The following is a 16,924-nucleotide window of genomic DNA, read 5'->3' on the forward strand; positions in this document are numbered from 1 at the left end:
CTGCCCCTGGCAGCGCGCATAGAAAAGTAGCCCGCACAGTCCCTGTGCGGACACCAGCGCCGACGGCTCACAGACAAGCGAGCGAGCAAAGATCCATTCGCAGAACTCCCATAGCCCTGCCCCGACGGGAGAATCTGGAAAGATGGCGGCCCGGGGCTTCGAGGTTGCTATCCGCACAGGGACTGTGCGGGCTACCTATCGGCCAAACCTCATCGGCAGATGCACCAAGCATCGAAAATCCGTTGTGTGATTCACCCAGCCTACATTCAGCAGCCGTCCCGATTTTCAGCCGCCTAACAAAAAGCATTCTCATTCACCAAACTGCTCTTAGTCTTGCGACTTCACACAAAGTAGCCCGTATAGAAAAGTAGCCCGCACAGTCCCTGTGCGGAAAGCAGCGCCGAAAGCTCACCGACAATCGAGCGTGCAAAGATCCATTCGCCGAACTCCCATAGCCCTGCCCCGACGGTAGAATCTCGAAAGAGGGCGGCCCGGGGCTTCGAGGCTGCTATCCGCACAGGGACTGTGCGGGCTACTTATCGGCCAAACCTCATCGGCAGATGCACCAAGCATCGAAAATCCGTTGTGTGATTCACCCAGCCTACATTCAGCAGCCCTCCCGCTTTTCAGCCGCCTAACAAAAAGCATTCTCATTCACCAAACTGCTCTTGGTCTTGCGACTTCACACAAAGTAGCCCGTATAGAAAAGTAGCCCGCACAGTCCCTGTGCGGACAGCAGCGTCGAAAGCTCACAGACAATCGAGCGAGCAAAGATCCATTCGCCGCCTCCCATAGCCCTGCCCCGACGGTAGAATCTCGAAAGAGGGCGGCCCGGGGCTTCGAGGCTGCTATCCGCACCGGGGACTGTGCGGGCTACTTGTCGGCCAATCCTCATCGGCGGATGCGCCAAAGTACTCCAGAGCTTTAGCTCGCCAAGCCCCCGCCTCAGATCCGACTCCTGATTCCGTCAATCCCCGCATCCCACTAAGGCCCCGCCACCGGCAGCAGCATCACCGCCCCGCCCTGCCCCATGCCATTGATGGGCTTGGTCGGGGCACTCAGGAAGTAGCCGAAGGTGCCCTGGTAATCTCCAGCTTTTTGCAGAGTCGTGGCCTTGTAGGCGGGCAGCTTGCCATCTGTATGCAGGAAGCTGCCGCTGATCTCACCCGTGGCAGGCACCAGCTTCATGGAAAAATTCTTGGTCTTCAGCGGCAGCGGAGTGACGACGTTTTTCGGGCTGATGTTGACCGGGAACATCAGCGGGGCAGCCAGCAGCCCATCCATGAAGGTGAGCGTGGCATTGCCGATGCTGTTGGTTAGATCAATGGGACCCAGCTCCGGGATGACGCTGGTATTTTCACTCGCGGCGGGCACGCTGTACCGGGCCCCCACCATGTCCAGATTGATGCCGCCGGGCCAGCCGTCCGGGTACCACTGCATTTTGTTAGGCAGTTGCGCAGGGCGGTTCCACAGATAGTTCACCCCAAAGGTGTCATAACCAGGATTGCTCACCGGCACGAGGGTCACCGGGCCCGCGAGATGGCCTTTGTTGGCATAGAGGGAGACAAAGAGCGGGGCCTGATGGTAGGCCGAAAGGGCCGCGCTGGCGATGAAGGGCGTGTTGTCCGCCAGGGTCCCGGCAAACTTCACGCTGCCGCTGGAACTAAGGATCATCGAGCCGATGCCCGTTCCCGGCGGATAGTCCGCCGCCGTCAGCGCGCCCTGCGGCACGGCGGGAAAGGTGAGATTGAACCGCTGGCTGGCACCGCTGACGAGGGCGGTGGGGACTTTGCTCTTCGCGCTGTAGTGAGCGCGGTCGGCCACGAAGTTGGATACGGCCAGGGTGGCGGCCCCCTGCTTTTGCGTCAGCACGCCGGTCATGCGTGCCGGATTGCGGCTGGCCAATCCAAACGTCAGTTCCAAGTCCGCCTTGCCCTTGCGCAGGATTTTCAGCGTGTCGCTACTTGCAGCACCCGTGCCAAAGCGAACGGCTCCGCCATGGGTCATGAGGGCCTTGAAGGGCAGGCTTGCGCCATCCACTTTCAGCGTGCCACTCATCGCCCCAGTGCTGCTGAGTGTGAGGGTGAATAGGCCGGTATTGGCATTGCCCGGCAGCGTGCCTGCCGGGGCGGGAGACACAGTCGAGGGCAGGATCAACCCACTGTACGTGCCCGTGATTTCAGGCGTGAAAAAGTTCTTGGTGAACTGGGCCGTCACCGTCAGGCCCGGCTGCATGATGAAGGTGTAGGAAGGGAGATGCGAATTGAATTCCGACCATCCCGTGCCGGCCTTATTCACGGACCAATGAGAAAATGCATAACCAGGAAGTGCCTTGGCCGTGAGCTTGATCGGCAGGCCCACGTAATAGGTATTCGCCACGGCCTTGTCCACGGAGGCAGGCAGGGCCACAGCTCCCCTAACCAAATTTGTGTTCGTCTCGGCATCGAAAGTAGCCGGGATATTCACCGTCAGCACACTGGTGACGCGGTAGGTGAAGCTGCGCTTCGTCAGGGCGGATACCTTCCCTCTTTCATCCACCGACCTAACCACAAGTTGGTTCACACCAGGAATGGCAGTCACGCCCAGGGAGAAGGTAGGGTTGATGCCCGGCACGGTGGGCAGCAGGGCCGCATCCACAAATGCCCCCCCATTGATCTGCACCTGCACGGCCTGGATGCCCTTGTCATCCTTGGCGCTGCCGGTCACCGCGATCTGCGGCCCCTGCGCGGCGGTGAAAATGGCGTTGGCTTTCGGCGTTGTCAGCACCAGCGAGGGCACACTGGCATCCACCGTGTCCAGGATGCGCACCGTCGTGCTACTCTGCGCCCCCAGGGCACCGCCGCCGGTGACATTGGAAAGTGTGAGAAGGAAATTTTCATGCGGCTCCTTCAAGGAAGGATCGGGGAAAATGGGAATCTGGATGTTGGCCACGGCCTGGCCGGGGGCAAAAGTAAGAGTGTCACTGACAGGGATGAAATCAGCGGAGGAGGCCAAGCCTGGATCGGTGCCTAGCAGGGTGGTCAGATAGTCCACGGTGAGAGTGCCGATGCTGCCGCCCGTGCGATAGACGGGGATGGAGGCGAGGCCGGCGTCTTCACTCACCCGCACCACCGGCCCAGCAAAGGCGAGAGTCCCCGGTGCATCCGCCGCACCCGCTTCCACCGCGCCGATGTCCACCCTGGCCCCTTGCAGGCGCGGCTGGCCACGCTGGTCCACATTGAGGGGGAAGAGAGGTGCCGTGGTGGCACCGTTTTCAGGATCGCGTGCCGGGCTACCGGGCAGCGGCGGCAGGGTCTGCGTGGCACCACCGTAGTCGCCCAGGGGGGCCAGCATGGGGTCCAGCGGCTCAGCCGTGGTGCCGGTGAGATCTGTGTCCTGCCAAGTGACTCCGCCACCGTCTGCTTGGCCGATCAAATTGTTACCCAGGCTGGTGAGCGTGCCGCTACCAATCACGGTGACTTCCGGGGAGGTGCCTGCGGGGCTGTTTCCCGCGATGATGCAGCCATCCAGCGTGATGGACGAGGCTGCACCAGAAAAGCCCAGCGCCGTCACGGCTCCACCACTGGCTGTGGTGGTATTTCCCGCGAGGGTGCATCGGTTCAGCCGCATCTGGCTGCTGCTGCCAGCCGCATCAGCCAAAGAGACCACCGCACCGTCGGATGCCATGGAGTTTTGGTGGATGGTGCATTGATTCAGCGTGGTGGTAGCTGTGCCTTGGCTGCCGCAAAGGGCAAACACCGCTCCACCACCGCCGCTGACTTGGTTCGCCTGGAAGGTGCAAGACTCCAGCGTGACCTCAGACCGCCCCCCATTCGCCCAATGATGAACGGCCCCGCCGGCATTGGCTTGGTTGCCGGTGAAGAGGCTGCGCCTCACTGTGCTCTGGCAGGAACCGCCGCCCTGCGCATAATGGCTGATGGCACCGCCGCGGCCAGGGCATAAGTTTGTTAGAAACACGCTGTCCTCCACGGTGAGTCGTGGATTCATTGACGGGCCAAAGGACAGGAGGACGATGGCGCCTCCATTGTCAGCTTGGTTGCCTGAAAAAACACAGCGGTTGATTGCGAGCGAACCATCATTCACGGCCACGGCTCCGCCATCAAAGTTCGTGATGTTTGACGTCAGTCTGCAGTCGCTAAGGGAGAGGCTGCCATCGCTGGCGATGGCTGCTCCATTAGCCCCGCTCACATTAGCCCCGGTCAAATTCAGATGGGAGAGCCCCAGGGACCGTTGTGACGGCAGATAAAAGATGGGTCTGCCGACCTGCGGGGTCAGCGTCACCGGCGCAGCCAGGCCGCTGGCGCTGATAATGACGGAACGCAGCGGCACCAGCACCCCACTGGCACCCAGCGTCAGCCCGGAAAGGTTCGGGTCAAAGCCGATGATGGCTCCTTCCGGCGCATCGCGCAGGGCCTCGCGCAGGGAGACATCATTCGCGCCTGCGGGTACATCGAGTTCATCCTCCGCCACATCCACGCGCACGATCACGGACTCTGCTGCGCCGATGTCCGGCAGGGCGCTGCCATTGAAGTCGCCATCCACACTTCGTGTTAGGCCACGCTGGTCGGTGATGGAAGTCATTCCCACCGCGCGGTCCAGCGCCGGGCTGCCAGGCATGGGTGGGCAGGTGGGCGTGCGACCACCATAGAGGCCCACGGAAGCGACGAGGGCATTCAGCGGACTGGCGGCGCTGCCCACGTAGTCGCCATTCGTGTTCGGCAATCCTGCGGGAACAGGCGTACCAGTGGCGGGTTCCACGCCGATGACATTGGCTCCCGTGCGGGTGAAGGTGCTGTTTTCCACCACCAAGTCCGGGCTGGCGGGCGCGCGGTTGCCTGCGATGATGCAGTTGTCCACCGTCGCGCCGTCGCGACAATTTTCCACGACCACACCGCCGCCGCGCAAGGACGCTGCTTCGTTGCCAGTGAAAGTGGATTGGCTGATTTTTATCTGGACGCCGGCGTCATACAGGCCGCCGCCGCGCGACCCGGCGCGATTGCCGGAGAAGGTACATTGGATGACCTGCTGCTGGAGAAAGCCGCTCTCATAGCACACCGCACCACCGCGGAAGGTGGCGGTGTTGTCCGTGAAGGTGCAACCCTGCATGACGACGTTGCCGCCTGCGGTGCCCATGGACACCGCACCGCCGTTGCCAGTGACACTGTTGCCAGTGAACCAGCAGTTTTCCAGGCTGAGACGGGCACCATTGAGAATGGCCCCGCCATTGCCAGTGACCTTGCCGCCTTTCAGAGTAAGTCCACGCAGGCGAACCTCGGCCGCGCCGTTGGCGAACTGGAATATCCGGCTGGCACCTGCGGCATCGAGGGTGAAACCAGCGGCGAGATGACCAGCATCCAGGTATAGGGAGTTGCCGTTATTGCCCATCTGCCCCAGGGAGGGGTTCAAGGTCAGCGTCTGGCCATTGAGGGCGTCACCGATGCGGATGATGGAGCCGCTGGCCGCATCCCGCAGGGCCTCACGCAGGGAGACATTGGCCCCGGCAGGAGTGTCCAGTTCATCCGCAGCGGTCGTGACCAGAACCGCGGGGGCTTCCACAGCCCCCATGTCCGGCTGTGCGCCGCCGGTGAAGTTGCCATCCACCACACGCGGCTGGCGGTTGCGGTCCAGGATGACCGTGGTGGCCCCAGCGGCATCCAGCACCGGGCTGCCTGGCAGAGGAAAGAAGGTGTTGGTCGCCAGATTGACCTGCGGCGACAAAGGGCTGGCAGCGGTGCCTGTGAGGTCGGAGCCGGCCCAGGTGACACCGCCCGCATCACCGATGCCGATGAGGTTGGTGCCATTGCTCGTAAAGGTGCCGGAGGCGCGCTGCACATCGGGTCCGGTGGGGGCGGTATTGCCCGCGACGATGGTGGAAGTGAGCGTGGTGATCGCCGCACCCATGCCCTGATTGTTATACAAACCGCCGCCGCTGCTGGCTGCGGTGTTGTTCATCACCGTGCAGTGCAGGGCGGCGAGGGTGGCGGGGCCGTTGCCACTGGAGTTAGCAAGCGCACCGCCATGCCGGAGGGAGGCATTGCTAAAGATGAGGCAGTTTTCCAGTTCCACCGTGGCCGCGCCACCACCAGCGGTGCTGTTGTAGATGGCTCCACCTTGGGTACTGGCTTGGTTACCACTCAATGTGCAGCGTTTCAGCGTCAGCCGACTCGGGGTGGCGGCCATGCCGTTGGCGATGGCACCGCCCTGGCTGGCTCCATTCAGGCTGAGCGTGCAGTCCGCCAGTGATAGCGTGCCCTGGTTCAGGATAGCCCCGCCCTTGCCATTCTCCACCGCGCCCAAACCAGCGCTGAAGCCGATGGCAATGCCATCGCTGTTTAACGCGGGTGCCCCCTGAAAGTCCACCCGTGAAAGGTGGAAGCAGACACCCGGCAGGACATGGATGGCACGGCTTTCTGGGTGGCCCACCTGAATGCGCAAAGCGCTGCTGCCAGCCAGGATCAGTGATTTGTCCACCATCAGCTCACCGCTGCTAAGGAACTGACGCGAGCCTACGAAGTCTGTCGAAGTCAGCACGGCCCCCACAGGAGCATCCCGCACCGCCTCGCGCAGAGTGACCTGGGCACCGGAGGGAGTGTCAAGCTGGTCCCCAGGGGCGTTTATGCTCACGACGAAGGACTCCGCCGCGCCGCTGTCTGCCACGGCGTTGTTATCCAAGTTGCCATCCGCCGGGCAAACAAACCCGCGCTGGTCCGTGGTGGCGGTGGAGGCGCTGGCGCGGTCGATGGCCGGACTGTTGGGCAGAGGCGGCATGGTGTCCGTGAGACCACCATAGCGGCCCAGTTCGGCGAGGTTGAGCTGGCTGGCGGTGACATTGCGGATGTCCGTGGGCTGATTGTAGTTCGCAAAAAAACCATCCAGGCCCAGCACGTTGCCGCCGCCGCTGCTGGGGGTGATTTGCCCTAGGTCTGGCGAAGAACCGGAGAGTCGTAAATCCTGCCCGAGATTTCCAGCCAGGATGGTCGAGTTTAAAGTTAGACTGTCACCTGCCTGAATGAAGATAGCGATGCCGCCGTTGCTGTTGTTGGAGGTATTTCCAGAGAGGGTGCAGTGCGTGAGGGTCAGCTTGGTGCCATTGCGGGCAGATAACGCACCGCCATTACCGCCGTTGGCATGGTTCCGAGTCAGCGTGCAATGATCAAGGATCATCGGGGAGCCAAAAGCAGAAATAGCGCCGCCATCACTCGAAGATGTGTTGTCATAAAACGTGCAGCGGGTCATCTGAACGAGGTAAACATTGGCATCTACAGCCCCGCCCTCCGCCACCGCCGAGTTATGATGAAAAGTGCAGTCTATGAGACTGAGGGGGGCGAGGCATTGGATGGCCCCACCATAGCCGGAGTTGGTCGTCCCGACCCCACCGCCGCCCACGAAGGTGAGGTTTCTGATCGTGGTTTTGGTTAGCGCATCGATCTCGAAGTGCCGATTGGCACCTGAGCCTGCATCCAGGGTGAGCCCGGCTGGCAGAGTGGATGCATCCAGCGTGATTGCTTTGTTCAATTCCATCTGCGCTTTGACCGAATCAAAGACCAGTGTCTGGCCGGAGAGAGCCGGGGCAAAGGTGATGATGGTGCCCGCAGGTGCCTCCCGGATGGCTTCACGCAGGGACAGGCTGGCTCCGGGCGGGGTGTCCAGTTCATCCGCAAGCGTATTGACCACCAGTGTGGGCGCATCCCCCGCTTCCACCGCGCCGATGTCGGCCACAAAAACAAAGTCGCCATTGCCATCCCGAGGCCGCGAAAGGCCGCGCTGATCCAGCGCGGAGATGATGCCTGTGGCTCGATCCAAGACAGGGCTTCCCACCAATGGCAGGCGGGTCTGCGTGGGGCCGCCATTATCCGCCAGAGGCCCGAGCAACGCATCCAAGGGGGCAGCCGCCGTGCCCACGTAGTCGCCATTGACATTGGGCAGACCTGCCGGGAAGTCTGCGCTGGCACCGGCATGGTTGCCGATGAGGTTGGCCCCCGTGCGTGTCAGCGTCGCCCCCTGGAAGTCCAGGTCCGCTCCAGGACTCAGGCTGCCATTGCCCGCGACCATCGTATTGTGCAGGCTGAGGCTGCTGCCATTGATCAGGTACAGACCGCCGCCGGAGCCCTCCGGGCTAAGGTTTCCGGCCACCGTGCAATGCGTGAGCGAGACACTCCCCCCGAAGACGGAGAGGCCACCGCCGGTGGCCGGACCTGTATTTCCATGCAGGGTGGATTGGCTCAGTGTCGTCATCCCAGCATCCATCCGGATCGCACCGCCATGGGCACCGGCGAGGTTGCCAGCCATGGTGGAATCCGTGATCGCCAGGGTGCCTGCCGTCATCTGGATGGCCCCGCCAGAACCTGCGGCATTATTTTCTGATAGCATGCACTGGTGCAGGGTCAGGGCGCTGTTGGTGGAGATGGCACCGCCGCTCCCCAGTGACTTCAGCCCCGTGAGGGAACAGCGCGTGAGGTGCAGCGCCCCTTCATTGAAAATACCGCCTCCATTCAGAGGCACGTTAGCCGCCCCACCTGTGAAGTGGACCTGAAACAAACTCGCCGTGACACCTGGGGCAACGGTGAGCAGCCGATGACTGCCGGAGCCCAGCGTGATGCCAAAACCCGCAGTCAGGCTGGACGCATCCACCACCAGCGAGCGGGTGAAGGAAAGGGCGCCCAGGATGGGGTCCAGCGTCACACCCGCCAGGCCTGGGGCAAAGGTGATGATGGCCCCGCTGGGCGCATCCCGCAGGGCCTCACGCAGGGAGACATCGCCCACACCCGCTGGCACCTCCAGTTCATCCTCCGCCACATCCACATGAAAGACGACAGTCTCCACCGCGCCGATGTCTGCCAACTCGCTGCCATTGCCATCCCCATCCCGCAGCCGAGGCTGCCCCCGCTGATCCGTGAGGAAGGCAGGCGTGGGCGCAGCATCCAGAGCGGGGCTGCCCAGCAGTGGTGGGCAGGTCTGCGTGACGCCGCCGTAGTGGCCCAGCGGGGCCAGCCGTGCATCCAGGATTGCATCAAGGTTGCCCGTCAGATCTGTGCCTAACCAATTCACGAAGCTGTTCGTGGTGGTGCCGATGAGGTTCGTTCCCAGGCTGGTCATCGTGCCTGAAATCCGCCGCACATCCCGGGTCGTAGGAGCCGTATTTCCAGCAATGATGCAAGAGACGAGGGAGGTGGTGGAGACGCCCGGTGCTGTTTGTTCCTGTGCAAGCCCGCCGCCTTGAAAAGCGGCCGTGTTTCGGGTGAGGGTGCAATGGGTCAGCATCAAACTCGCAGTCCCGGTCGCGGTGGCCACGTTGTGCACCCCGCCTCCGTGCAATTGGGCGGAATTGTGAGCGAGAGTGCACTGCTTCACCGTCATGTTCGCCGTGCCGTTGCTGGCGACGTTGTAAACGCCACCCGCATTGCCCGTGGCGGTGTTGTTGGTGACCGTGCAGTCCTCCATGGAAGCCGTGGCCGTGCTGCCATTGATCACCACATTGGCCACCCCGCCGCCATGCCCGCCGACCACGGTGTTCCCAGAGATCACACAGCGCTGCAGGATCAGCGACGAGGGCTGGGTGGAGTAACCAGAGGCGAGCGCCCCACCGATCACCCCGCTATTGCCGGTGAATTGGCAGTCCATGACCGTCAGTGCACCCGCATTCAGCACCGCGCCGCCGCGCCCGGTATTCGCCGTGCCCACACCCCCACCACCCGTGAAGGTGAGGTTTTTAAAAGTCACCCCTTGGCCCGCCGGAATGTAAAAGAGACGGCTGCTGCCATTGCCCTGAAGGATCACACCACCCGTCAGGGCCGAGGCATCCAGCGTGATGTTTTTGTTCAGGATGATCTCACTGGCAGGCATCTGCAAGACCTGCCCGGCCAGGCTGGGATGGAACACCACAAAGGAGCCCGGGACGGCAGCGGCAAAGGTCTCCGCCAAGGAGCCTGCGCCGGAACTCGCCGTGCTGGTGACGGTGAAGGTGCCCGTCATCGACTGAGTCAAGACAGGCGAAACACTGCTGTTGTAGCGGCTGCTGCCGCCGTAGCTAGCGGTGATGTAATGGGCACCCTCCGCCAGAGCGCTGCTGCTGTAGGTGGCCACGCCGCTGCCATTGATTGCGACGGTGCTGAGGGTGGTGCTGCCGTCTTGAAAAACGACTGATCCCGTGGGTGTGCCCCCGCCTGATAGAGCGGCCACGGTGGCAGTGAAAGTGACCGATGCACCCGGCAGCGCCGGATTGAGGCTGGAGGCCAGAGTGACGCTGGTATTCCCTTTGCTGACCACCTGCGCCAGCACGGGCGATACCTTGCCATGCAGCGTGGCACTGCCACCGTAGGTCGCGGTGATGTTATGGCTGCCCTCACTCAGGACGCTGCTGCCGTAGGTGGCCACGCCGCTGCCATTGAGCGCCACGGTATCCAGCGTGGTGCTGCCATCTTTAAACACCACCGACCCTGTGGCCGTGCTCCCGCCTGAGACAGGGGTGACGGAGGCCGTGAAGTTGACCGGGTCCCCCGGCAGCACCGGATTCGCGCTGCTGCTCAGGACGAGATTGGTCTGGATCGCGACTTTTTTGAGGGCCACCGCATACAGGTGAAGCGTGCGGTTAAAGGCATTGTCCACCTGGATCACAAAAGGCCGGTCCCCGGTGGTGGCAGTGAAGGTGCAGTCAATCCGCAGGCCCTTGTTACCGCCTAACATATTTTGATTCACGCTCAGTTCATCCGCCCCGGAGATGAACTTGACCCGCCGCTCCTCCACCCCGTCGCCATCCCAGCCGACCGTGTAAAAGGACATGACATAGGTGTGCCCGGTGTTGAGGCTCTGACTGCGCACCGTGACTGTCTCCGTGGGCACACCGCCATAGACAAAACGGGTGGCCAAACGTGCGCTGGCCGTGCCCCCCAGGGCAGTCAGTTCATTCGAGTCTGAAAAACCGATGACGTCCGTGAAACCGCTCAAGGCCAGTTGATTCGCCACGGATGCTCCAGGGGTCGTGAGCACGGGCACGGCGACGCCATTGACGGTCGCATCCCCCACATCACCAAACCGATAGGCCCACAGCGTCTCCCCATTGACGATGCCCGTGCTGGCATCGCCCGTCCAAGCCTGCGTGGTCCAGCTATCCGCCCGGACCGCAGAAGCCGAAATCAAAACAACCAACGCGAGGGAGAAAGAAGCGAAGACGGCTTTCATACTGGGTCAAAGTTTGCGATGCGCAGCGCCTTTGTCCGACAAGCCGGAGATAGACTTTGTAGGATGCTTCCTAAGTCCCCGTTGTCGAGTGCTAAAGCAAACACCTCCCCCGCCCCGTCTCGCACGTTGCCGTCTTGACCTGCTTGACCTGCTTGACCTGCTTGACCTGCTTGACCTGCTTGACCGCCCTGACCGCCTTGACCTCCCTCCCCCTCAATCGGGCAAGTCCAGTTCCGGCAACTTCAACCGCACCTCGCCAGATAGCACTTCATCACTCTCCGCCCCACGCAGCGCAGGCATCTGGAAGGTACCATAGCCGATCACCCGTGAGCCGTCCGTTGCCGGTGGCTGGCGCAGCATTCCGGTGAAGGGCACCTTGCGGGTTTCCCCATCATCCACCAGGTCAAAGCTGCCCGTGAAAGCACCCGTGGCCGCATTCAGCGTCACCTTCCAGCGTGTGCGATTGGCAGGCACCGTCACCGGGGCCACCACGCCCACGGTCCCATTCGCTGCCAGCCGCAGCGTCAGAGGAAGATCCGCGTTTGACTCACTGCCTGTGGCACTGTGCAGCACCTCGAATTCAGGGTTGTCCAGATTCAGTCCCAGGCGCTCAGCCAGCGTAATCGCCGTTGGTTTTTTCACCGGCGGCAGCCAGGGGTCCAGCACCACCCGCAGCGCCGTGGGGCCAAAGCCCGCGCGATAGCCAGCATCTTCGCCAGCCGACTTCACCCACGTCAGGTTCTGCGCATCCGTGTACTCCACCACCCGGCGCAGCGCGATGTTTCCATGAGGCTTCAGCTTCAGCAATCCGGCCACGTAGCTGCCCGTGCGCCCGGCCTTGTAGGGCCGCACAAACAGGCGGTGCCCCGTGTTCGCCGTGCCATCCGCAGGCAGCGCCGCGGTGAACTTGGCACCATCGGCCAGCACCGTCACCAGCTTCAGTCCGCCCTTCGCATCCACCGTCGCCACAGCATGGCCCACGCCCGCAGGCTCGCCCGGCAGCACTTCATCGGCCTGGGGCAGAGTCAGCGTGTAGGCCCCGGCATGAGCGGCCTTTTGCCCTGGCTTCGGCACCCACAGTTTTTCCACATTCGCAGAGGCCCCCAGTGGCCCGCCAAAGAGCTCCACCTCCGCCGTGCCCGGTCCCTCAATCGGCAGGGCAAAGGCGATGTCGTAGTAGTTCACCCCCTGGATTTTCAGGAAGCTGGCCTCCAGCATCTCGGTCTCCTCATTCACCGTCAGGCTGCCCTTCAGCAGCACCGCCGCAGCCTCACCCGCCAGGTGCAGCTTGCCCGTGAAAGTTTGATTCGTCGCCGCCACGGTGAGTTCCAGCTTGCCCACAGGCAGGGCCGGACTTCCCCCGGTCAAAAGCGTCTCATAACTTCCGGCAAAGGAGTGGTAAACCAGTGTCCCAGGCCGGATCGTCAGCGCATAGTTCAGCGACTCTGCCCCGATCACCGTCAGGCTGTAGCGGCCGCTGGGGCTGTTGCTCTTGTGGGTGCTGATGTACCGCGAAGGCTGCTTCGACAAGGCGGTGAAACGCGTGTCCGCTCCCCGCAAACCGGAAAGCTGATAACTCCGCCCGCTGGTCGCCATGCCATAGACCTCCATCTGATTATCCACCATGAGGATCAGCGGCGCTTTGGCGATGACCAGCTTGCCGCTCTTTTTCACCGCCGTCGCGCCAGTGCCGATCACGGCCTCCACCGCATACGTCCCGGCATTCACCGGTGGCTCAGTGCCCAGCGTCTCACCGATCTTGTAGGTGATCACAGGCACACCCGTGCCGCCCACCGTGCCGATGGCCTTGGGCGTTCCGTCATAGGTTTGCAGCAGGTTGATCAGCGTCAGCGCCGCAGGGTCGGCCACCACTGTCAGCGTCCGCACCACAGGCACCGCTGCCCGCACACTGGCATTGCCCGCCTGCGTGGCGCGCACCTTCACCACCCCGGTGCCGGTGAAGCTCAGTTGGCCGCCCGCCAGGGTCGCCGGGCCAGAGTCCACCGCCAGGGTGACAGGCAGGTCAGAACTCGCCGCTGCCAGCAGTTCCAGCACCTCGCTTTGATACGCTTTCGTCGGCAGCGTAAAGGCGATCTTTTGAGCCACCGGAACGACCGCATCTTCCGTGACTCGGAACCGGCGGATCACTGGCGTGGCCGCATTCCAGTTCGCATCCCCGGCCTGCGTGGCCTGGATCTCCACCAGCCCAGGCTGCCCGCTCAGCGTCAGCACATTCCCGCTCACGCTCGCCGGGCCGGACAGCACCGTAAAGCTCACGGGCAGGTTGGAGGCCGTCCAGGTGGACAAAACCACCGGCCCACTGTCTTTCGGACGATCTAGCATTTGCCCCCAGAGGATCGGCTGCTCACCCTTGGCCACCGTCAGGTTATAAATCACGGGTTCTGCCGGCGCATACTCCGCCGATCCCGGCTGCGAAACCTGGATGACGATCTCCCCCGCAGCCGTCACCGTGATCTGGTCGCCGGAAACAGTGGCTGGTCCGCTGAGGATCTCATAGCTGGCAGGCAGGCCGGAGCTGAAATCCGCATGGATGGTGCCCACCCGCGGCTGCCCATTCCACTTGCCGTCATACCCATTCCCAAAGGTGAAGCGTCTCCAAACTTGAGAATAGTTAGGCACATAAGCCTGAATGCCCGCCACCGTCCGGTTCACCCCACCGTTTAAAATCGCAAAAGTGCGCAGGCCCACTTGGCCCGGCACAATGAAGCTGCCCCCCACATAGACGCGACCAAAGGCATCCACTTCCAGGGTGCGAAAAGTCCCATTCTGCAGCAGCGGCACCGTCCCCCGCAGCAGCAGCCCGTCTGCACCCGCATACACATACACAGGGTCCACATCTTCGGCCTGCGGCACCTCGGCAAGGTCATGGACAAACTTGGACGTCACGCCCGGCGTGATCTGCTTTCCCGTCTCCCCATCAAAGATTCCCTGCTGCCCCACGATCACATGCCCATCGCGGGTGATGTGCAGCGCTTGGATCGTATTGATCGTCCCGCCATCATAGGTGTGCCGGAAGGTCTTGATCCTTTGCCCCGTCGGCTGCACCAGCACCAGCCGGGTGGCCTTCTCTCCGGCACCGCGCTCCCAGTTGGTCATCGTCCCGCCGATGTAGAGCTTGCCGTCGCTGCGCAGTTTCATCACCTCGACCGGGCCATCCGCACGCGAGACAAAGCTGCTGTCGCGGGAGCCATCAGACTCCAGCCGGGCCGCATAGCGCACCGCCGCCACATTCACCCCGCCGATCTGGGTGAAGCTGCCGCCGATGAAGACCGAGCCATCCCCCACCGGGGCCAGGGTAGTGACGGTGTTGTTAGGCCCGGCCACCGTATCGAAGGACTCATCGAAGGTGAAGTCCGATAAAAATCGGCACACCCGCAGGCGCGGAAAATAAACATCCGACCCTTCCGGGGTCACCCGGGTAAAGCTGCCAGCCAGAAAGATGAACCCCATATCATCCACCGCGATGGCGGACACCCCATTATCCAGTAGCGGCCGGAAATCTGGATCCACCGTCCCATCTGCCAGGATACGGCAAATGTATTTTTGTCCTGTGGTCTCACCATTCACCGTCACAGAGGTAAAATCTCCCCCGACCAAGTAGGTCCCATCGGCCAGCAGTTCGATGTCATTCACTGCCCCGTTAAAACTCGGCTGTGGCACCAGCGCGAGATTCGCGGGGATGTTTCGCACCGTCACCAGCGCCGTGCTGCTGGTGACCTCACCATGGATATTGGTCACCTTCACATAATACTCGCCCGCGTGGATGGTACCCATCGGGTAGATGCGCAGCGTCGCCGAATTGGCCCCGCTGATCCTGTCGTCATCCGTCAGCGGTTCACCCCGGTGATACCATTCGTAGAGCAGGCCAATCGGCTCACTCGCCGCCACCTGCAGGCTGAAGTCAGCCCCCACATCCACCGTCTGGCTCACTGGCTCCATCGTGAGGTCCGGGGAGCCGATGAGATAAAGCGACGCGGGCTTGCTGGTGAGGCTGCCCCCAGGGCTGCTGGCCACCAGGGTGTAGTCCCCGGCATCCTCCGCCGCCATGTTACGGACTGTCAGCACAGGGGTCGTGCAGCCGCTCAGCCACGGCCCATCTTCCAGCGCCACACCGTCCTTATGCCAGCGCAGCGTGTAGCCATTGTTGGCCGTCACCGCAGCTTGCAGTTTCACATCTGCCGCCGGCATGACATCCTGGCTCTGTGGCTGAAAGGTAAAGGCCAACGAAGACGCCATCCCTTGCAGAACAGCCAGCGACTGCAACGCCGCTTCATTGAGATGGGTGAATGAACCCGTCACCCACAGCCGCCCACGGGCATCTTGCTTCAGGTCAGTTACCTCATTGTTAAAACCAATGCCGGATGCAAAGGTGCTGTCTGGAAGGCCCGAAGGCTTCGTGCGATACAACACTCCCGCTCCAGCGATCACCAGCTTGCCATCCGGCTGCACCCAGAGGGCCATGCCGTTGTAGGTGTCCAGGCCTGTCTCTCGATAAAAAGAGCGCGTGTACCCAGGCTCAAAGCCACCCGCCTTTCCCCACCGGCGAAGAAGGTAATTAAAATTAGACGGCTGCATCGCCGTATCGATGCTGAAGAGACGGTCTTCGGCATCGATCGCCAGGCCGGATGATTCACCCGCCAGCGGCGTGTAGCTGTTGTCCTTCACTCCCGACCGCAGATACCGCACGCTGTTAGTAAACTGCGAGCCATTGCTGAGGCCGAACTTTCCGACCACCACCACCCGGCCATTTTGCTGGCGCACCATCCCGCGCACACTGAGGTCCTGCTGCCCCTCAAAAGTCGCATCCCTGGCCCCACTGGGCAGCAAGCGGCCGAGTCCACTGTCAGTCACTCCTCGGACGTAGCTGTTACCCGCCGCATCAGAACTGATGGCCGTACTTGCGTCTGAGGACAAATTCGCCGGGCCCACAAAGCCCGTATCCAAAGTCAGGTCGGCATTCAACTGCGCGATGCCCGCCTTTGGCACTCCCCCCAATCGGCTAAAAATCCCCTGCACCAGGATCTTGCCATCGGCCTTGAGATGAAGGTTGTAAACAAGCCCATTGAAGGCTCCGGCAGGCAAGGCAGTCACCCGCCCATCCACCTGTATCACCACCAAATTTTGTCCCGTGACCTGTGTGCCACCTGTGCCTGAGGCATGGTTAGACGCCAGCAACACCCGCCCATCCGGCAGCGGCAGAACGGCCTGGGTAGGGCCAGTCACCGTCACTCCCGCATTCGCATCCAGCGCAGAGTCGTTCTGGTTCACCGTCACCACGGCTGGCACCGTGCTGGCGGCACCCGCTTCATCCGTCACGGTGAGCTGGTAGCTGCCACTGTCCGCCCCATTCGCGTGGGCGATCACCAGGCTGGCCGTCGTCGCGCCGGAGTAGCGGCCCCCATTGATGATCTCCACGCCATCACGTTCCCAGACGTAGGCCGCCCCAGGCTCCGCCGTCACATTCGCCGTCAGCGCCACCGTGCTGCCAAAGACCGGCGTGGACGATGCAGGACTGGCGACAATCACCGCCGCCGAAGACATCAAAGGACCTCCCCACAGGGAACACAGCAGCACCGACGCACACAACCAACGCGAAACAGGGGGGAAAGCAGGCATGAAAAGAAGCCTCCTAATTACCACCCCCAGACTAAAAGATCCAATGAAAAAATCGCATCCCTCCCCCCACCAATCCCCCATGCCCCACCAAGCAACTACCCGTGCATTT

Annotated in this window: 2 protein-coding genes; both read right to left on the bottom strand. The window is 62.4% G+C overall.

The features are described 5' to 3' along the window. Positions 1-984 precede the first annotated feature (984 nt). The gene (locus ABEB25_RS23420; protein ID WP_345738886.1) at positions 985-11,178 is read right to left on the bottom strand and encodes a choice-of-anchor Q domain-containing protein; all 10,194 of its coding nucleotides are present in this window, start codon (positions 11,176-11,178) and stop codon (positions 985-987) included. Positions 11,179-11,391: 213 nt separating this feature from the next. Next, positions 11,392-16,815, bottom strand: a complete 5,424-nt coding sequence (locus ABEB25_RS23425) for an MBG domain-containing protein (protein WP_345738887.1) — start codon at positions 16,813-16,815, stop codon at positions 11,392-11,394. Between the last annotated feature and the right edge of the window lie 109 nt (positions 16,816-16,924).

This window comes from Prosthecobacter algae (assembly GCF_039542385.1).
Taxonomy (GTDB): domain Bacteria; phylum Verrucomicrobiota; class Verrucomicrobiia; order Verrucomicrobiales; family Verrucomicrobiaceae; genus Prosthecobacter; species Prosthecobacter algae.